This window comes from Sphingopyxis granuli NBRC 100800 (assembly GCF_001591045.1).
GTDB lineage: Bacteria > Pseudomonadota > Alphaproteobacteria > Sphingomonadales > Sphingomonadaceae > Sphingopyxis > Sphingopyxis granuli.
In genome coordinates, this window is record NZ_BCUA01000077.1 from 1 (window position 1) to 19157 (window position 19157).

18 protein-coding genes and 1 tRNA gene are annotated in these 19157 nt (G+C 65.6%); 6 read left to right on the forward strand and 13 right to left on the reverse strand.

What is annotated here, in order from left to right; translation table 11 throughout:
- Positions 1 to 126: 126 nt before the first annotated feature.
- The 9 genes from SGR02S_RS15295 to SGR02S_RS15335 all read right to left on the reverse strand — a co-directional run bounded on the left by SGR02S_RS15295 (position 127) and on the right by SGR02S_RS15335 (position 6687).
- Positions 127 to 822 (reverse strand): endonuclease/exonuclease/phosphatase family protein, encoded by a 696-nt coding sequence (locus SGR02S_RS15295; protein WP_067111728.1) that lies wholly within the window; start codon positions 820 to 822, stop codon positions 127 to 129.
- Positions 823 to 887: 65 nt separating this feature from the next.
- Positions 888 to 1100 (reverse strand): putative signal transducing protein, encoded by a 213-nt coding sequence (locus SGR02S_RS15300; protein WP_067111731.1) that lies wholly within the window; start codon positions 1098 to 1100, stop codon positions 888 to 890.
- On the reverse strand, positions 1100 to 1663 hold the full coding sequence (locus tag SGR02S_RS15305; RefSeq protein ID WP_067111735.1) for a pyridoxamine 5'-phosphate oxidase family protein: 564 nt from the start codon (positions 1661 to 1663) through the stop codon (positions 1100 to 1102). Before SGR02S_RS15305 ends, SGR02S_RS15300 begins: the two co-directional genes overlap by 1 nt.
- A 34-nt stretch (positions 1664 to 1697) precedes the next feature.
- The gene (locus SGR02S_RS15310; RefSeq protein ID WP_067111739.1) at positions 1698 to 2276 is read right to left on the reverse strand and encodes a DUF924 family protein; all 579 of its coding nucleotides are present in this window, start codon (positions 2274 to 2276) and stop codon (positions 1698 to 1700) included.
- A gap of 217 nt (positions 2277 to 2493) precedes the next feature.
- Positions 2494 to 2892: a hypothetical protein gene (locus tag SGR02S_RS15315; RefSeq protein WP_067111742.1), complete on the reverse strand. Its 399-nt coding sequence runs from the start codon at positions 2890 to 2892 to the stop codon at positions 2494 to 2496.
- Positions 2893 to 2970: 78 nt separating this feature from the next.
- Complete coding sequence (locus SGR02S_RS15320) at positions 2971 to 4209, reverse strand: hypothetical protein (RefSeq protein WP_067111744.1); 1239 nt, start codon at positions 4207 to 4209, stop codon at positions 2971 to 2973.
- A gap of 156 nt (positions 4210 to 4365) precedes the next feature.
- Complete coding sequence (gene tldD, locus SGR02S_RS15325; protein ID WP_067111747.1) at positions 4366 to 5808, reverse strand: metalloprotease TldD; 1443 nt, start codon at positions 5806 to 5808, stop codon at positions 4366 to 4368.
- A gap of 63 nt (positions 5809 to 5871) precedes the next feature.
- Positions 5872 to 6075 carry a zinc-finger domain-containing protein gene (locus tag SGR02S_RS15330; protein WP_067111751.1) on the reverse strand — a complete coding sequence of 68 codons (204 nt, stop codon included), beginning with the start codon at positions 6073 to 6075 and terminating at the stop codon, positions 5872 to 5874.
- 51 nt (positions 6076 to 6126) lie between these two features.
- Positions 6127 to 6687, reverse strand: a complete 561-nt coding sequence (locus tag SGR02S_RS15335; protein WP_244858011.1) for a DUF4402 domain-containing protein — start codon at positions 6685 to 6687, stop codon at positions 6127 to 6129.
- 109 nt (positions 6688 to 6796) lie between these two features.
- Between SGR02S_RS15335 and SGR02S_RS15340 the strand changes: the two genes are divergently transcribed.
- From SGR02S_RS15340 to SGR02S_RS15350, 3 genes are all read left to right on the forward strand, one after another.
- A complete protein-coding gene (locus tag SGR02S_RS15340) occupies positions 6797 to 7720 on the forward strand; it encodes an ABC transporter ATP-binding protein (protein WP_067111773.1) in 924 nt (307 codons plus the stop codon).
- Between the two features lie 115 nt (positions 7721 to 7835).
- Complete coding sequence (gene nadB / locus SGR02S_RS15345) at positions 7836 to 9425, forward strand: L-aspartate oxidase (RefSeq protein ID WP_169799697.1); 1590 nt, start codon at positions 7836 to 7838, stop codon at positions 9423 to 9425.
- 33 nt (positions 9426 to 9458) lie between these two features.
- Positions 9459 to 9851 carry a GxxExxY protein gene (locus SGR02S_RS15350; RefSeq protein WP_067111754.1) on the forward strand — a complete coding sequence of 131 codons (393 nt, stop codon included), beginning with the start codon at positions 9459 to 9461 and terminating at the stop codon, positions 9849 to 9851.
- Between the two features lie 35 nt (positions 9852 to 9886).
- Here the strand turns inward: SGR02S_RS15350 and SGR02S_RS15355 are convergent, their stop codons facing one another.
- Positions 9887 to 11089 (reverse strand): M20 metallopeptidase family protein, encoded by a 1203-nt coding sequence (locus SGR02S_RS15355; protein WP_082797180.1) that lies wholly within the window; start codon positions 11087 to 11089, stop codon positions 9887 to 9889.
- A 160-nt stretch (positions 11090 to 11249) separates the two neighbouring features.
- Here SGR02S_RS15355 and SGR02S_RS15360 point away from each other — a divergent pair, with 160 nt between their 5' ends.
- The gene (locus tag SGR02S_RS15360; RefSeq protein WP_067111782.1) at positions 11250 to 12521 is read left to right on the forward strand and encodes a dipeptidase; all 1272 of its coding nucleotides are present in this window, start codon (positions 11250 to 11252) and stop codon (positions 12519 to 12521) included.
- 9 nt (positions 12522 to 12530) lie between these two features.
- On the opposite strand, the gene SGR02S_RS15365 is transcribed toward SGR02S_RS15360, so the two are convergent.
- The 3 genes from SGR02S_RS15365 to SGR02S_RS15375 form a co-directional block, all read right to left on the reverse strand.
- Entirely contained in the window at positions 12531 to 12953 is a 423-nt protein-coding gene (locus tag SGR02S_RS15365) for a DoxX family protein (protein ID WP_067111756.1), read from the reverse strand.
- Positions 12953 to 14257: an FAD-dependent oxidoreductase gene (locus SGR02S_RS15370; RefSeq protein WP_067111759.1), complete on the reverse strand. Its 1305-nt coding sequence runs from the start codon at positions 14255 to 14257 to the stop codon at positions 12953 to 12955. The genes SGR02S_RS15365 and SGR02S_RS15370 overlap by 1 nt, the downstream gene beginning before the upstream one ends.
- 358 nt (positions 14258 to 14615) lie before the next feature.
- Complete coding sequence (locus SGR02S_RS15375) at positions 14616 to 16976, reverse strand: hypothetical protein (RefSeq protein ID WP_156483098.1); 2361 nt, start codon at positions 16974 to 16976, stop codon at positions 14616 to 14618.
- A gap of 444 nt (positions 16977 to 17420) precedes the next feature.
- Here SGR02S_RS15375 and SGR02S_RS15380 point away from each other — a divergent pair.
- Positions 17421 to 17494: transfer RNA gene (locus SGR02S_RS15380), tRNA-Gln, on the forward strand.
- A 161-nt stretch (positions 17495 to 17655) separates the two neighbouring features.
- The gene (locus SGR02S_RS15385) at positions 17656 to 18855 is read left to right on the forward strand and encodes a tyrosine-type recombinase/integrase (RefSeq protein ID WP_082797181.1); all 1200 of its coding nucleotides are present in this window, start codon (positions 17656 to 17658) and stop codon (positions 18853 to 18855) included.
- Positions 18856 to 19157: the final 302 nt, after the last annotated feature.

The following is a 19157-nucleotide window of genomic DNA, read 5'->3' on the forward strand; positions in this document are numbered from 1 at the left end:
AGTCCATTCGCTGTCATCTCGTTCGAGGCGGAACGACGGTGGCTGGGATTGCCGCGGCTCCTGAGGGAGCCTTGCAATGATATAGCGGGTGTCCCGCGCGATCCGCCGGTTTCGACGGGAGCGCGCTCAGTCGCCGGCCTTGAATCGCGCCCAGATCGGCAGATGGTCGGAGGCGCGCGCGGCGAGCGGGCTCTGGTGGACGCCGGCGTCGACGGCTTCCAGTTCAGGCGAGGCGAAGATGCGGTCGAGCCGGGCGACCGGGCGGCGGCTGTGGAAGCTGTGGCCGGTGTCGACCGGCCGGTGCTGCGCGCCGAAGTCGGCAAGGCAGCCGCCCGTCGCGCGCCATTCGTTACAATCGCCCATCAGGATCGTCGGCAAAGGCTCGCCCTCGGCGACATGGCTCAGGATCGCGCGCGCCTGCTGGCGGCGGCGCAGGCCCGATATGTCGAGGTGCATGCCGACGACGCGCAGCCGCGTGTCGCCGATGCGCACCGTCGCCGCGACCGCGCCGCGCGGTTCGAGCGTCGGCAGGTGCAGCGAATGGCTTTCTTCGATCTCCACGCCGCGCCGCACGAGCAGCGCATTGCCGTGCCAGCCGAGGCTGAGCGGCCGGCCGTCGAGCGCGACCGGAACATAATCGCTATGATCCTTGAACATGTGCGGCGGAATCGCGCTGGCGCGGGCGCCGAAGCGGCGGTCGGCCTCCTGCAGCGCGACGATGTCGGCGTCGAGTTCGCCGAGCACCGACAGCACGCGGCCGGGATCGCGGCGGCGGTCGAGCCCGATGCCCTTGCGCATATTGTAACTGGCGACCTTGATCATCGGCGGAAGCGTCTGTCTTTCATGGGGCTGTCATCAACACGAACGGGAGTGAGATGGGGTTGCATTTAGCCGACGTCAAATTCCCTGAGCAGCGCACGTGCCTCGGCGAGTTCCTCGTCGAGGACCATCACCCGCACCGGGATCATCAGTCCGACGCTTTCGGCGATGTTCATTCCGGCGTCGAAGCACACCGCGTGCACCCCCGCGCTTTCGAGCCGCCCGCGCAGCAGCTCGGCCTCGGCTCCGTTCGGCAGGCGGATCAGTTCGACCAGCGGCATCAGGCGGCTCCCTCGATATAGCGGTCGGTCGGCCGGGTCGGCAGGCCGTCGATGCTGCGCGTGCGGCCCTGATGTTTCTCGACCCATTCGCCGGCATCGGCCTGGCGGTGATATTTCTGCAGCGTGTCGCGCTCCTGCTCCAATGCCATCCGCGGCACGCCCCAGCCACAACTCGTCTGTACGCTGTCGACGGCGATGTCGAAAATCTGCCGCGTTCCGGGGAGCAGGGTGAAATGGCGTGCCAGATCGTCCCATCCGGCATCCTGCGGCAGCACGGCGCGGCCCCGGCCATAGATGCGCAGGATCAGCGCGCTGCGGTCGAAGGCGCAGAACATCAGGGTGATGCGCCCGTCGGCGGCGAGGTGGGCGTGCGTCTCGTTGCCCGACCCGCCGAGGTCGAGCCATGCGACCCGCGCTGGCGACAGCACCCGGAAGCTGTCGGCATAGCCTTTGGGCGACAGGTTGATCCGCCCGTCGCGCGCCGCCGTCGCGGTGAAAAAGACCCGCTGCTTCGCGATGAAGGCGATGTGCCGATCGGTCAGCGCGTCGAAAAATTCGGCCATATCGGATGCTCCGGCGGGACGGAGGCGGATTCCGTCACCAATTGCTGCCTTCTTCTATCGCGGCCTGCTCTTCGGGGCGCGTCGCGCGGCCGAGCGCGGCGTTGCGGTGCGGAAAGCGGCCGAAACGGTCGATGATCGCGAAATGCTTCTGCGCATAGTCGAGGAAGATCGGATCGGCGAGTTCGCCCATCAGGCGCAACGATTCGCGCTGGTCGGCGATGTCCTCGCTATGTTCGAACGGCAGATAGGCGAACTGGCGCCGCGTATCGGGCCACGCCTTGTCCCAGCCGCGCTCGACGATGCGCCGCGCGATCGCGCGGGCAAGGCTGTCGGTGGCGAAGGCGTCGGCATGGCCGCGAAAGATGTTGCGCGGCACCTGATCGAACAGGATGGCCGCGGCGAGCGCGGTGTCGGGGTCCGACAGGAAGGCCGCGGCGGGTTGCGACCGCAGCGCGGCATGCCAGTCGGCCGCGCGTTCGCGCACCGCTGCATCGAAATCCGGACCACCGCCATACCAGTCGGCCATGCCGTGCGCGTCGAACCAGAAGCCCAGCAATTGCTGGGCCCAGTCGGAGGGCGGCGCGGGCGGCGGCCTGTCGTCGTCGTCGGTCATTGCGGGGTCCTTTCGGGTGACGATCTCGTGATCGCGGGCGTACTCTGGATTGCCGCGCCCTCCGGATCAAGCCGGCGCATATCCCTTCCGGATATCGGCCGTCCTGTTCCCCGACTAAAGCCGGGGTCCAGGTCAGGTAGCGCTGCGTATCGGACCCCGGCATCCGCTGGGGAACGACACCATGCTCGAAGGAACGCTGTCGCGGGCGCGGGCGGCGTCAGTCGGACGCGGCCCGGCGATAGGGAACGAATTTGCCGAGGCCGACGAAACCGCGATAGAAATGGCTGGTGCGGTCGTGCAGTTCGACCGTGTCGATGCTGCACAGCCGCCCGGTCGGCAGCTTCGTCACGAGCACGACGTCGTCGTTCAGCGATTCGGCGCCGGTGGTGGGCCGGTTAACCCACAAGGTGCCGCCGATGCGATAGACGATCGCGGTCTTGTCGATCACCTGCGAATCGCTGACCGAGGACAGGGTGATGCAATCCTGCGGCTCGCCGGCGGTGCGGCCTTCGAGCAGTTTGGCGAGCTGCGCCTCGGGCGCGAGCTTCTCTTTCGCGACGGCTGGCGTCGCGGCGAGCGCCGTGGCGGCGATGAGGACGGGAACAAGCGAACGCATGGCTCGACTCCTTAGGTTGTTATCCTCACCCTCGGTCCGCTTTAGCCGCATCCGCGTGAACCGGGCCTGACTCGTCGGTCAGCACGCTCCGTCGGGCAATGGTATGCCGAGCGGCCCCTTGCACTTCTTCTTCCTGGGCTTTTCGGCCGGCGCGCTCGCGTCGCCGGCACCGCCTGCCGCGCCCATGCCCCCGAAATCGGCGCCGATCATCAGCATGGTGTGCGAACGGAAGCGCACCTTCGCCGTCCAGTCGATGTTCCACACCGCATTGCCCGCGGGCCTGGGCGGGTAGGCGAAATTAGCCTCTGGCCCAAAGGCGTTGAGGTTGCCCATCAGCATCTCGCCCGACGCCTTCTTGACCTCGGCGGGGATCTGACAGCTCGTCTGCGTCGGCGGCATCACGATCTTCTTAGTGACCAGATTGGCGACGACCGAGGGCGGCAGCCAGTCCCACAGCCCGCCACCGAATTCGCGCGCGCTGCTGCTCGTCCACCACACCATGTCGCCGCCGGCGCCGCCGCGGTCCATGCCCCCGAAGGCCCAGGCGACATAGCCGGTCGCGGGCGCAAGCTGGTTCCAGCGGATCAGGATCGACCCGTCCGCCTGCTGCGCGGTCGAGGCATTCAGCGCCGGCATATAATCCTGCGCGAGGGTGAAGCTGATGTCGGGGCCGACATTGCCCGCGATGCGGTGCGCGCCGAGCAGCGACGAATCCTTCGGCGGCTGCTTCGACGATTTGCTGTTCGGCCATCCGGCATAGGATTTGCTGTTGCCCGTCGTCACCTCGCGAATGCGCGGGACGGTGGAGGTGAACAGGTTCGGCGGCATCTGTCCCGCCGCCAGTTTCGCGAAGTCGATGATCACCGGCTGTCCCGGCCCGGCCTTGGCGCCGCAGCCCCAGAACAGCAGCATCCGGCCCTTCGGGCGCTCGAACCCGTCGGGCATCGCGTCGCTGGTTTCCTCGCGCGGCGCCCATTTGCCGGGCTCGGGGCCGAGCAGAGGCACCGACTTGCCGAGCTTCGCCTGCGGCTCGAAATAATGATCGGCGCGTACCGGCGGGCTGGTCGGCGCCTGATTCGATCCGAGCCGGAGGTCGAGCGTATGCGCTACCTTGCTGTCGGGACCGCCGCCCAACATCATGCCGAGCGCGCTGCCCATGCCGCCGCCGCCGGCCGCCATCGCCGCGAAGCCCGACGCTGTCGCGACGTCCATCTCATAGCGTTCCTTGGGGCCGCTCGTCTTTTGCGCCGATCCCGGAACGGCGGCGAGCATCGCGGCGACCGCCGCCACGGAAACGAAATGCAGACTCGAACGCATGTCAATCCTCCCCTGTCATCGGGATCAATCCCGGCGGATGGCGCGGCCCGAATATTCTTGTGCTTTATGGGCTTATAGGTTGCCCGGCCCAAAGCGCCAAGCCAATGACGCACATCACAGGGCGCATCATTCAGAGGAATGGGACGGGCTGGGCCGTCAGGCCGTCCCGCCCACCGTCAGGCCGCTGACCAGCAGCGTCGGCTGGCCGACGCCGGCGGGGACGCTCTGGCCGCCCTTGCCGCAGATGCCGATGCCCTCGTCGATCGCCATGTCGTTGCCAATGCCGACGACCTTGGTCAGCACGCTCGGGCCGTCGCCGATCAGCGTCGCGCCCTTGATCGAATCGCCGATCCGGCCGTTCTCGATCCTGTAGGCCTCGGTGCAGGAAAAGACGAACTTGCCCGACACGATGTCGACCTGCCCGCCGCCGAAGCTCTTGGCGAAGATGCCGGTCTTGACGCGGCTCAGCAGTTCGGCGGGATCGTCGCTGCCGCCGCGCATGAAAGTGTTGGTCATCCGCGGCATCGGCGCGTGGGCAAAGCTTTCGCGGCGGCCGTTGCCCGTCGGCTTGGCGCCCATCAGCCGCGCGTTGAGGCGGTCCTGCATATAGCCCTTGAGGATACCGTCCTCGATCAGCACCGTCTCGCCGGTCGGTGTCCCCTCGTCGTCGATCGACAGCGAGCCGCGGCGGCCGCCGCCGACCGGGCTTTCGAGGCTGCCGTCGTCGACCACGGTGACGCCGGGGGCGGCGACGCGCTCGCCGATGCGGCCCGAAAAGGCGCTGGTGCCCTTGCGGTTGAAATCGCCCTCCAGCCCGTGGCCGACCGCCTCGTGCAGCAGCACGCCGGGCCAGCCGGGGCCGAGCAGCACGGTGAACTCGCCCGCCGGGGCATCGACCGCGCGCAGGTTGACGAGCGCCTGGTCGAGCGCCGCGTCGATCGCGCGGTTCCACTGCGCCTCCTCGAACAGATGGTCGTACATGTAGCGGCCGCCGAGCCCGAAATAGCCGCTTTCGCGCCGGCCGTTCTCTTCGACGACGATGCTGACGTTCAGGCGGACGAGCGGCCGGATGTCGGTGGCGAGGAAGCCGTCGGCGCGGACGATCTCGACCACCGACCAGCTTCCCGCAAGCGCGACCGACACCTGCACGACGCGTGGGTCGCGCGCGCGCGCGGCGGCGTCGACCTTCTGACAGAGATCGACCTTCTTCGCGAAGGGAATGAGGTCGAGCGGGTTCGCCTCGTCATAGAGGTGGCGGTTGGTGCGCGGCGGCAGCGCGGCGTGCGCCTGCCTTGCGGGGTCGAGCAGCGCCAGCGTCTCGGCGGCGCGGCGGATCGCGCCGGCGCTGATGTCGCTCGCATGCGCGAAGCCCGTCATCTCGCCCGACACAGCGCGCAGGCCGAAACCGGCGTCGGTCGAATAGTCGGCGGTCTTGAGCCGCCCGTCGTCGAAGCCGAAGCTCTCGGTCGCGCGATATTGCAGGTAGAGTTCGCCGTCGTCGGCCTGGGCGAGCGCTTCGCGCGCAAGGCGCTGTGCGAGATCGGGATCGAGCGCGTCGGCGCGATAGAGGAAGCGGCGGGGGTCGGTCGGGCTTGTCATCGCCCCGATATAGGCGGGTCGGCGCGCCCGCGAAAGGGCGCGATCCGAATTTGGCTGCCGACCTCAGTCGTGATCGGCGACGCCGCCGATCAGCACGAAGCGGCGATCGCAATAGCCGCAGTCGATGAAGCCGTCGTCGGGATCGATCTCCAGCCACACGCGCGGGTGGCCGAGCGCGGCATGAGTGAGGCCGTCGCCTGTGCCGTCGCAGGCGATGCGGGTTTTCGAGACGCGAAGCGTTTCGGGGGCGGGGGCAGCGTTGGTCATCGCCGGCGCCCATAGCAAGCGCGGCGGGCCTCGGCAATCGGCTGCGGACGGTCAGAGATAGTCGAGCGTGATGGTGAAGCTGCCGCTGTAATCGCCCGGTGCCTGATTCGCGTTGACATCGAGCGTCGCGCCGACCGGAAAGTTGAAATTGCCGAGCGTGGAGGTGATGCGAAAGCGCGTCGGCGCGGTCGACAGCATCGCGGTCGGCGTACTGCCGATCTCGAAATCGCGCACGCGCATCCGCTGGCCGGGCCCGGTGATCCAGATGCTGTTGGCGCCGAGCGAGATGTTGACCTGCCGGTTATAGCTGCCGAGACCGGCGAAGCGTGCCGGTTCGCCGCCGCCGCCGGCCAGCGTGACGCCGCCGGTGCGCGTGCGCGCGCCGTCGGGGGCGACGCGCACCGTTCCGGCGCCGTTCGACGCGACGATGTCGCCGAAATCGAGGTCGCTCACCTTGAAGAAGGACAGCGGCCGCAGCACGATGGCGTCCGCTTCGCCCTGGGCGCTGGCCTGGGCGAAGGCCGGCGCGCCGATGGCCGGGGCCATGGCGAGCGCGCAGGCGGCGATGCCGCGCAGCAGGGGCTGCGGGGATAGGGTGTGTCTGGTCCTCACCCGCTTTCTTCTAGCGGCGATGTCGGAAAATAGCGTTGTCCATCGTGGTAAAGAAATGCTTGCTGTCCAGCCCCTTTCGTCCGCGCGGGGCGAAGGCTATGGAGGCGCGATGAGTGAAGCCGCGATCCGCATCGACGCCGTCTCCAAAATCTATGCCGGCGGCAAGCAGGCGCTCGACCATGTCAGCTTCGAGGTGCCGCGCGGGCAGATATTCGGCCTGCTCGGCCCCAATGGCGCGGGCAAGTCGACGCTGATCAACATCCTCGCCGGGCTGGTCAACAAGACGAGCGGCCGCGCCAGCATCTGGGGCTTCGACATCGACGCCGACCCGCGCAACGCCAAATATTCGATCGGCATCGTGCCGCAGGAAATCGTCTTCGACCCCTTTTTCACCCCCTATGAGACGCTCGAGATCCAGGCCGGGCTCTATGGCGTGCCGAAGGCGCAGCGCATTTCGGACGAACTGCTCGCCGCGGTACACCTCGCCGACAAGCGCGACGCCTACGCCCGCACCCTGTCGGGCGGGATGAAGCGCCGCCTGCTCGTCGCCAAGGCGATGGTCCACTCGCCGCCGATCATCGTCCTCGACGAACCGACCGCCGGGGTCGACATCGAGCTTCGCCAGCAGCTCTGGGACTATGTCCAGCGCCTCAACGACCGCGGCGTCACCGTGGTGCTGACCACCCATTATCTGGAAGAGGCCGAGGAGTTGTGCGATCGCATCGCGATCATCAACCACGGCCGGCTGATCGCCAACAAGCCGACGCGCGAGATGGTCGACATGGCGCGCGAGAAGGTGGTGGTCGTCACGCTCGACCGCGACATCACCGTGCTGCCGTCGCACCCCGCCTTCGACCGGGTCGAACGGGAGGGCGAGCGCGGGCTCGCCATCGCCTACAACAAGGACCGGATGAACGCGGGCGAGGTGCTCGCGGCGGTGAATGCGATGGGCCACGGCATCGTCGACGTCTCGACGCGCGAAGCCGATCTGGAGGACGTGTTCCTGAACCTGACGCGGGCGGCGAATGGATGAAGGGCTATCCCCGTTGCCTTTCGGGCTGAGCTTGTCGAAGCCCCGTCCTTCCTTTAGCGCCAAAGAAGTACGGTCCTTCGACAAGCTCAGGACGAACGGAAGGTAAGGATGCGCTGTGGCTCTGTCGAATAGCGATCACGACGTCATCATCATCGGCTCCGGCGCCGCGGGGCTGACCGTGGCGATCAGCCTTGCCGACCATTGCCGGGTGCTCGTCCTCGCCAAGGGCAATCTGACCGGCGGGTCGACCGCCTGGGCGCAGGGCGGGATCGCGGCGGTGCTCGACGCCGGCGACACGTTCGAAAATCATATCGAGGACACGATGGTCGCGGGCGCGGGGCTCAACCGGCGCGAGACGGTCGAGTGCGTCGTCGAGAATGCGCCGCATGCCATCGAACGGCTGATCCAGATGGGCGTCCCCTTCAACATGGAAAAAGGCGCGCTGCACTTGACGCGCGAGGGCGGGCATTCGCACCGCCGCATCGTCCATGTCGACGACGCGACCGGCTGGGCGGTGCAGGCGGCGCTGCTCAAGACGGCGGAGGAGCACCCGAACATCACGCTGCTGCCGGGGCAGGCGTGCATCGACCTGATCACCGGCCGGCACGAGGAACGCTATTCGGGGTCGGGCCGCGTCTGGGGCGTCTATGCGCTCGACGAGGCGACCGGACAGGTCCACGCGCATGTCGGCCGCGCGACGATTCTCGCCAGCGGCGGGGCGGGGCGCGTCTATCAATTCTCGACCGCGCCGCGCGGCGCGACCGGCGACGGCATCGCGATGGCGTGGCGCGCGGGCGCCCGCGTCTCCAACATGGAGATGATGCAGTTCCACCCGACCTGCCTCTACAATCTGGAGGTCAAGAATTTCCTGATCACCGAGGCGGTGCGCGGCGAAGGTGGGATATTGAAGCATCCGGTGACCGGCCACCGCTACATGCCCGATTACGACCCGCGCGCCGAACTGGCGCCGCGCGACGTCGTCGCGCGCGCGAACGACGACCAGATCAAGCGCTACGGCCTCGACTATGTCCACCTCGACATCAGCGACCGCGATCCCGCTTTCGTCGCGGGGCATTTCCCGAACATCCACGAAAAGCTGCTGACGCTCGGCATCGACATGACGACGGGGCCGATCCCGGTGGTACCGGCGCAGCATTATACATGCGGCGGAGTATTGATCGACCTCGCCGGGCGCACCGACCTGCCCGGCCTCTACGCCGCGGGCGAATGCACCGAAAGCGGGCTGCACGGCGCGAATCGCCTCGCGTCGAACAGCCTGCTCGAATGCTTCGTGTTCGGCGAGGCGGCGGCACGCGACATCGTCGCGCGCTGGGACGAACTCGACGCCCCCCCCGCGATCCGCCCGTGGGACGAAAGCCGCGTCACCGATTCGGATGAAGAGGTGGTCATCAAGCAGAACTGGACCGAGATTCGCCGCTTCATGTGGAACTATGTCGGCATCGTCCGCACGACCAAGCGGCTCGAGCGCGCGCAGCACCGCATCAACATGCTGACGCACGAGATCGAGGATTATTACGGCCATTTCCGCGTGACGACCGACCTGATCGAACTGCGCAACCTGCTGCAATGCGCCGAGCTGATCGTCCGCAGCGCACTCCACCGCAAGGAAAGCCGCGGGCTGCACTATACGCTCGACTATCCCGACATGGTGCCCGAGGCGGTCGACACGGTGCTGGTGCCGTAATAATCTCACACAAAGACACAAAGAGGGTGGGGCATGCGGCCGGACGTCGAGGAGATCGCTCGTATCGTGGTCGACTGCGGGTATCACCTGCATCAAAACTTGGGACCAGGGTTGCTGGAATCGGCCTATGAAGCGATTTTGTCAGATCAGTTGGTGCGCCGCGGTCTGCATGTCGAACGGCAGAAGCCGATTCCTATCCGATACGACGGCCTCGAACTGGCCGAAGGCTTTCGGGCCGATCTGATGCTCGAAGGCAGGCTGCTGATCGAATTGAAATCGGTGGAGCGGCTATTGCCGCTCCACAGCAAGCAGGTCCTGACTTACTTGCGTCTTCTCGACTTGCCGCTCGGCTTATTGATCAACTTTGGCGGAGCCACGTTCAAGGAAGGCGTTCGCCGGATCGCAAACGGAGACCTGACGCGGTAAAGCCGCCATCTTTGTGTCTTTGTGTGAGATTCTCCCTATCCGAACCCCTCGCTCAGAAACCGCTCCGCCAGCGCCGCGTGGAGCGCCGCGCCGCGGGCCATGACCTTTTCGTCGAGCATCATGCGGTTCGAATGCAGGCCGCAGCACGACCGCCAGTCGCTGCCCGCCTCGCTCGCGCCCAGCCAGAACATCGCGCCGGGCACCTTTTCGAGGACGTAGGAGAAATCCTCCGCGCCCATCACCGGATTGTCCATCGTCAGCCACGCCGCCTCGCCGAACGTCGATTCGACCACCGACTGGCCGAAGGCGACGGCGCGGCTGTCGCAGATGGTGACGGGGAAGCCTTCCTCGATATCCACCTCGGCGGTGCAGCCGTGCGCTTCGGCGATCGCGGGGGCGAGGCGCTTCAGTTCCTTCGCGACCATCGCGCGGCAGTGCGGCGACAGGGTGCGGATCGTGCCGAGCATCTCGGCCGTTTCTGGGATGATGTTGTACGTCGTACCCGCCGCGATCTTCGCGACGGTGACGACCGCGGGGTCGAAGACCGAGACGCGGCGCGTCACCATCGTCTGGATCGCGGTGACGATCTCGCAGGCCACGGGAATCGGGTCGACCGCGTCCTGCGGCATCGAGGCATGGCCGCCTGCGCCCGTGACGGTGATCCGGAGCACGTCGGACGAGGCGAGCAGCGGCCCGGCGCGCCCGGCGAAGACGCCGTGCGGCGCGTTGGGCATGATGTGGAGCGCGAAGGCGGCATCGGGTAGCGGATCGAGCAGGCCGTCCTCCAGCATGAAGCGCGCGCCGTGATGCCCCTCCTCGCCCGGCTGGAACATGAACATCACCGTGCCGGCCAACCGCTCGCGCGCCGCGCACAGCAGCTTTGCCGCGCCGACGAGCATCGCGACATGGGTGTCGTGCCCGCAGGCGTGCATCGCGCCGCTGGTTTCGGACGTGAAATCGAGTCCGGTGTCCTCGACCAGCGGCAGCGCGTCCATGTCGCCGCGCAGCAGTACGGTGCGGCCGTTGGCGGGGCCGCGGAGGATGGCGACAAGGCCGGTGGTCGACGGCCCCTCGCGCAGTTCGAGCGGCAGTCCGGCGAGTGCATCCTTGATCTTCGCGAGCGTCTTCGGATTCTGCAGGCCCAGTTCGGGTTCGCGGTGGATCGCGCGGCGCAGGGTGACGAGGTCGTCGAGAAGCGTCTCGGCTTCGGTGGGCCAGCCTTGGGCCATGTCGGTCATGTTGATACGTCTCCAGACGAAAGATGCGCGGCGAAACGGCAATGCTGCGCCGCGCGGACTCGCGCGTCAAGCCGGACCGCCGCGCCGCGGGGTGCGGCTGGCATCGCCGATCGAAAATTGGGGCTCGATTTCCGCGTCGCGGCGCTTAAGGTCGCGCCCCATGACCAGAACCATGCTCCTCGGCGGCCTCGCCGCCCTCGCCCTTGTTTCCGTTCCCGCCGCGGCGCAGTCCTCGCCCGAGGCGGTTGCCGAGGCCGCGCTCAAGGCCGCGCCGGTGTTCGACGGCCACAACGACGTGCCCTGGGCGTTGCGCGGGCGCGTCGGCAACATGATCAACGATTTCGACTTCCGCGACACGCAGCACACCGCGAAGCCCGGCGCGACGCCGCCGGTTCAGCCGATGCACACCGATCTTGCGCGGCTGCGCAAGGGACGCGTCGGCGCGCAATTCTGGTCGGTCTACGTCCCGTCGAACGACGATGAATCCGAAGCGGTCGTGCAGACGCTCGAACAGATCGACGTGATGAAGCGGCTTATCGCGCGCTATCCCGACGACCTCGCTCTGGCGACGAATTCGGCCGAGCTCGAAAAGGCGATGAAGGCGGGCCGGATCGCCGGCATGCTGGGGATGGAAGGCGGCCAGTCGATCGCCTCCTCGCTGGCGGTGCTGCGCGACATGTATGCGCTCGGCGCGCGCTACATGACGCTGACGCACGGCCGGGCGACCCCGTGGGGCGACAGCGCCACCGATGCGCCGGTGCACGACGGGCTGACCGATTTCGGGCGCCAGGTGGTGCAGGAGATGAACCGCCTCGGCATGATCGTCGACCTCAGCCACACCAGCGAGGCGACGATGAAGGACGCGCTCGAAGCGTCGCGCGCGCCGGTGATGTTCAGCCATTCGGGGGTGCGCGGGATCAACGATCATCCGCGCAACGTCCCCGATTCGGTGCTGCCGCTCGTCAAGGCGAACGGGGGTATTGTCATGGTCGTGCTGCTGCCCGGCTTCCTCGATGCCGACGTCCGCGCGCACGGCCTGTCGCGCACCGCCGAGCAGGCGCGGCTGAAGGCGCAGTATCCGGGCGATCCCGCCACGGCGAAAAGGGTGCTGGTCGACTGGGACAGGGCGAACCCCGCGCCGACGACTGACGTCGCGAAGGTGGCCGACCATGTCGACTATCTGAAGAAGGCGATCGGGGTCGACCATATCGGGCTCGGCGGCGACTATGACGGTATGGATTCGGCGCCGGTCGGGATGGAGGACGTGTCGGGCTATCCGGCGCTGTTCGTCGAGTTGGCGAAGCGCGGCTACACGCAGGCCGAGCTTCAGAAGATCGCCAGCGGCAACATGCTGCGCGTGCTGAAGGCGGTCGAGACCTATGCCGCGAGCCGCAAGGGGCAGCCGCCGATCGAAACCCCGGTCGCGAAATAGCGCTGCGTGCTATGGTCGGCGTGCGCGCTCGCGGGCGTGCCGTCGCCCGAACGGCCATTCGATTGCGCCGCTCGTCCATAGCGCCCACCAGATGATCAGAGGTTGTGCAGCGAGGCGCGGCGCGTGATATCCCCAGCCCAGCGTCGTGCCGTCGATCGCGATATGATGAACCGCATGATGCACATTGGCGGGCCAGACGCACAGCGCATAGAGGGCGAGCGCCCAGCCGGCCGTCCGGCGCATGGCGGGAAAAAGCAGCCCCGCTGCCCCTGCGATCTCCGCAATGCCGGTCGCCGCGACGACGAAAGCGGGCTGCGGCACCCACGGCGGGGTGATGGCGAGGAAGGGCGCAGGCGTCGCCAGATGTCGGTAGCCCGCATAGGCATAAGCGAGCGCGAGCAGCCAGCGCAGTGCCGCGCGGGCGTGCTCCATCAGCGGCCGATCGCGGCGAGCATCGCGTCGACGCTGGTGAACTTCTCGCGCGGATTGCCGTCGAGCGCGGCCTTGACCTCGGCGTCCTCGATCCGCCGCCAGTCGCGGAAGGTGACGGGCGTCACGCCGCGGCTCGCGAGCAGCGCGTCGAGGCCGGGTCGCCCCGCCTTGCCGGCGCCGCGGCCGATGTCCGCGAGCACCATCTCGGCGATGTGCATGCCGTCGGGCTTGTTGGTGCCGATCGTTCCGCTCGGCCCGCGCCTTGCCCAGCCGACGCAATAGAGACCCGGCAGGATGCGCCCCTCGTCGTTGGCGAAGCGGCCGCGGCCATGCTCATAGGGGACGCCGGGGATCGGCGGCGTCTGGTAACCGATGCAGCTGATCACCAGCCCCGCCTCGATCGCGTAGCGCTCGCCGGTGCCGTGGCTGCGCAGTTCGGCGTCGAGTTCGGTCTTCTCGACGATGACGCGCTGGACGCGGCCGTTCCCGCTCTCGGTGCCCTCGATCGCGACCGGCATGGCGAAGAAGTCGAAATCGATCGTCACCGGCTTGGCGACCGGATTGGCGGCGAAACTGCGCAGGTGCGTCACCGACTTGCGCATCCCGGGTTCGAGCATCGCATCGTCGCCCTCCTGCGGCAGGTCGGTGGGGTCGACGCGTGGGCTGGCGCGCTCGAGATGGCCGAGTTCGCCAAGCTCCTTCGGCGTCATCGCGATCTGGTGCGGGCCGCGGCGACCGAGGATGTGGATATGCCGCACGCCGCTCGCCGCCAGCGCTTCGCGCGCGTGCGCGACGATGTCGCTGCCGGCGAACTCGGCGGGCGTCTTGGCGAGGATGCGCGCGACGTCGAGCGCGACATTGCCGTTGCCGATCACCGCGACGCCGGGGGCATCGAGCGGCGGATTCAGGTCGGCGAAATCGGGGTGGCCATTGTACCAGCCGACGAAGGCCGCGCTGCCGATCACGCCCGGGCGGTCGGCCCCCGGAATCGCGAGCGGCCGGTCGTGCGGCGCGCCGGTGGCGAGCACGACGGCGTCGTAAAGATCGGTCAGTTCGTCGATGCCGACATCGCTGCCGACCGCGACATGGCCGACGAAGCGGACATTGTCGGTCAGCGCGACGCCTTCATAGCGCCGCGACACCGCCTTGATCGACTGATGGTCGGGGGCGACTCCGGTGCGGATCAGGCCATAGGGGACGGGCAGGCGGTCGATGACGTCGATCGCGATATCGTCGGCTTTCTGCAAGGTTTCGGCGGTATAATAGCCCGCCGGGCCCGACCCGACGATCGCGACATGACGCATCAGTCCACCTCCATCGGCGGGGCCTGCACCCGGGGAGCGGCCCCATTGTTATCGACGCGATGCTAGCGGCGATTCGCGCGAGGGCAAGCGGACTTGTGTGGGGCGGGTGATAAGGCGGGCGCAACCACATTGCGCCCGCCCTATTGCCGCGTCGTCCAATAGTAAGTAATTGCTTGGCTTACAAGACTTGCCGCTGATCGGTTCGGTTTGTGTCTTTAGCCACGCTGCGCATCGTTTATCGTAACAATGGAAAGGTCCCGCCGCGCCGCTAGATTGCCGTAAGAAAAATCGAACGTATGGAGGCGTCAGGACGACCGGCGCGACGCCGGTCAGGCGGGCACGAAGAGGTCGAGCTTCATCACGGTGTGACAACCCAGTCGACCGCAGCCGTGGACGCTGGATTATCCGAGCTGATCGTAAACCCGGCCGCCGTCTTCGATGACCAAGAGAAGACCTCGCCTGCATTGCCGGAGAGCGTGACGTGGTAGTTGGTATTCTGCATATCGTGGCCGAATCTGACGTTCACTGTGCCGCCGGACAGTACGGCAGTCCCGCGCCGCTCGTTGAGCACGACGACAAGCGGGTTGACGGTGACCGCCATGTCGACGTTCAGAGCGCGCGGATTGTTGAGATAGACAGGTGCCTTCCCGCCTCCCAGAACCCAATAGGAACCACTGCCCACTCCGCGGTTCTGCGCATAGACCGGATTGTCGAAGTGATATTCGCCGGTGCTGCCGCCGATAATAACGAGTGCCTGAGCGATATCGCCCGTCAGGTTATAGTCGGTGACGTCGAACTTGGAGAATTTGATCAGTCCCGTGTTGTCGTTTCCGCGGAACACATAATTGCCCATGTTCCGGGCCTTGATAGCGACATCCGCACCAAGAAGGCCTTTGAGCCATAGCGCCATGAAAGTCGCTTGCTTGACACGATACGGATTGGAAACGGAGATATTGATCTTCGGTTCTATCGCCCGGCCGCCAACATCCCCGTTGAGATAGACCACGGCGGGCGGGAGCGCTGGATTGCCGGCAATCCCGGCGGTGTCTCCCGCGACATAAATGATGTCGAGGTCGACGCCGGGCACATCGACACCACCCTGGAACTGCACTGCGCCTTCGAAACTGTTGTAGCTTCCCGCCTCGATTATCTCGCCGCTGATCGCTGCGCGGATACGGGGGCCGGCTGGATTGAACCGGGACCATATTTGTTCAGCCGTTCCAACCGTGTGCGGATCGGTGGAGATGAGTATCCATCCCCCGCGCGCAGATCCATATGCGACGTTCACGACCGAGCCATTGACGACCTCGCTGGTCGTGTTGAAGTCTGCGGCTCTCGTCCACGCGCCCGATGCCGCGATCCATATGCCGTTTTGGCTAGCGAGCGTCTGTCCGGTCAGTAACACCCGATCGCCTGCGATGCAGGCCACACCGCCCACTCTCTTCTCCCCCGATATCGCGATGTTCTCGGTTGCGCCGGCCTTGCACGCGATCTTGGCGGTGCCGCCGAATTGACCGGAAATCACAGCGGCGAGGCGCTTTCCTGCTTCGCTGACCCGATGCTCTATGGTCGCTTCGATATCGATCTTGCCATGCGTCGGCAGATAGGGTGGCGGCGCAGGATCACCAATATTTTCCGGGTAGCGAGAAATCAGCGCCGGGTGTGTGCTGGCGGAAATACTGATCGCCTGCCATGGCGCGTTACGAATGCGGATGTCGCGGCCGACATAATCTTCGTGATTGGCGATGGCGATCCCCCCGGCATCTGCCGCACACACAATGTCGATATTATTGAGCCGGGTGCGCCGGGTGGACTGGCCGCACTTGATGGCCGCAGGCTCGAGCTGGTTCGGCACCAACCAGTTCTGGACATTCCGGCCACAGTTGCGGAGTTCGATGCTATCGACCAGCAGCCCATCGGACAGCACCTTTGGAAAATGCTGGATGCCATATTGGCTGGCGTTCGATATGATCCCGTTGCGAATGACGATGTTGTGGCAGGCTCGGGCCGTGCGCGCTCTAGGGAGAGCGATCACGTCGTCAAAGACGCCGACACCATATTGATCGCTGCCTTCGGAAAGGAAGTCCTGCAGGGTCAGATTGGACACGTTGCAGAAGGTGAAAGCGTTCTGATAATAGAGCGGATCTGGACTGTCGACCTCGATTGCGAAGCCCTGTACCAGCGTTCCGTGAGCCGTGTTGCGAATAACCCACGGGTATTGCCGCGCGGGCTGCCCGCTGGTCACGGACGTGATAATGCGGGTCTTGTCCCGTCCTGCACCAAGGATCGAAATCCTGTCGGGGGGCGCGGCGATATCGAAAGAATCTTCGAGATAGAGGATCGCTGGTGGCAGGCTCAGTTCGGTAATATCACCGTTCGTCAAAGCGGCAGCTGCGGCGATGAAAGCATCTGTGTCGGCTGTGCCATTGCCAAGGCCCACGCCGGGGCCAAATTCGGCTAAGGGTGCAGTCGATGTACCGAAGCGTTCTACAAAGGCGTTAGTATGGGCTTGGACGTTTTCGCCATCGATTCCGAGCGCCCTGACAGAGAACGGACCGCGAACGCCGATGAGTTGTCCCAACGAATCCCAGACGGCCCAGACGCCTGCGCCTGCCAGCATGTCCCGACGCTTCAGATTTCCGTCTCGATATTCCAAGAAGTCACCAAATTTCTCAATCCTGCCGGAATCAGTTCCGGTCCCGACCTTTCCCGCCTGCACCGAAGGCGACCGCCTGCATCAGTGTCATACTTGGCGAGCGCGTCGACTGCGCCATGATGATGTCGATTTGACTTCATGGCGTTGACATTGCTTTTGACCGCCGCCTTCAAATTGTTAACCCTATTCCGGCGTCGCGTGGAGCATATGCGATAATCCGTGCTGAGTGTCAGGTCGACTCGTTCAGCCGCCCTACGACGTGCAGTCGTTGCCACGATGGCATAATCGATGCTGCGGTTTAGCGACGTCTCCTTGCTTTTCTGCCGCCGCCGATACCTCTCTGTCAGGTCGCTCGGCGGTAAAAGGGAGTCGGGCGGTTATCGTGGCTCGTGAGCTTTTAGCTGGCCTGTCTGATGAGTCTTTACAATCGTGATGCGAAAATCGTCACAACGTCACAATCAGACACCCTTGACCCGCGCTAATCCGCCGCTTATTGGCCCCGGCTCTTGCCCCGTCGTCTAATGGTAAGACTACGGATTCTGATTCCGTCTATCGAGGTTCGAATCCTCGCGGGGCATCCAATACCATGTTCGTGGGCGTCCGCCGTCGTCCAAAAAATCCCTGAAATATCTGATAAATAAGGCTCTTCTCGTCCGAGGGCGTTTGTTGCCATCCACCTCTATCCATGCTAATGTGTGGGTAATAAAGTGGTGAATATACATTCTCGAACTGGAGTAGGGGAATGGGCAGACTCACGCAGGCGCACATCAAGTCCGCGCTCTCGAAGCCGGGGCGCCACCATGACGGCAACGGATTGTTCCTTTCCGTGCGCGATTCGGGGCAAGCGAGTTGGATCGCCCGTGTTCAGCAGAAGGGAAAGCGCCGCGATATTGGTCTTGGCAGCTTGCGTGCAGTGTCGCTTGCGGAGGCAAGGGGCAAGGCTCAGATGGTCAAGGCCGCGATGGTGGCGGGCCACGATCCGATCCTCGCGATCAATGCGCCCACGGAACTGACTCGCACGTTCCGCGAAGCCGCGATGGCCTTCCTCGAAATGCGGGCGGATAACGCCAAACTCGCCGACGCCAGCCAGCGCCAGCAACTCGCGCATCTGCGGACCTATGCCTTTCCGGCGCTGGGCCGGTTGCAGGTGCAGAGTATCGACGCCGACAGAATCGCGAACTGCCTGAAACCCATCTGGCTGGGCAAGCCGGTGACGGCGAAAAAGGTCCGCACCCTGATAATCCGTATCCTGCGTTTCGCTCGTCCTGATGGAGCCTTGTTCGCCGGGACGCTGGCCCCCGCTGTCAGCGACCGTCTGCCCAAGCAGCCGGAGCGCGGCAATTTTCAGGCGATGCCTTATCGCGACGTGCCTGCATTCTGGACCCGGCTGGGCGAAAAGGGCGGCATGGGAGCGCTGGCCTTGCGCCTGGTAATCCTTACCGCCGTTCGCAGCGGCGAAGCGCGGGGCGCGACATGGGCCGAAATGGATTTGGAAGCCGCTGAATGGCGCATCCCCGCCGCAAGGATGAAGGCGCGCAAGGGCCATCGCGTTCCGCTGTCGCCCGCCGCCGTTGCGCTCCTGAGGGATGCGGCGCCGTTCAAAGGCAAGAACAGCGATCTTGTATTCCCTTCGCGGGGCGGCAAGCCACTATCGGATATGACGCTGACCAAGGCGATGCGCGATATGGGTGCCACCTCCACCGTGCATGGCTTCCGTTCCGCGTTCCGCGATTGGGCGGCCGATGAAACTGATTTTCCGCGCGAGGTGCCGGAGGCTGCGCTGGCCCACGCCGTGCCCAATGAGGTGGAGGCAGCCTACCGGCGCACGGATTTTTTCGATAAGCGCCGCGCGTTGATGGACGCTTGGGCCGGTTTCGTGATTGGTGACAAAGGGAGCAAGATCGTGCGGCTGGCGGGGGCAGGGCAGAAAATGAAGAGATGAGCGGCCCGCCCGGAGGCATGGCGGGGCTTGTATCGAACCTACGCCTCCTGATCGAAACCGGCACCGCAAAATATAGCGGAAAACCGCCGTCTTTCGGCGCACCGGCACTGTCGCCAGCAGGGCGGCACTGTTTTCTTCCTCCTAAAAACGATGTGCAGACAATGGCTTACGGCAACAGAAGGTGCCGTTGCTTATATCTTGCCATGCCGAAAAATCCCTGAATCCACCGCTGTTCCGCCGAAAACCTCCCTCGTCCCGGCGAATCGCCTCAACACCCCCAGCCCCCAGCTATTGGATCAAAT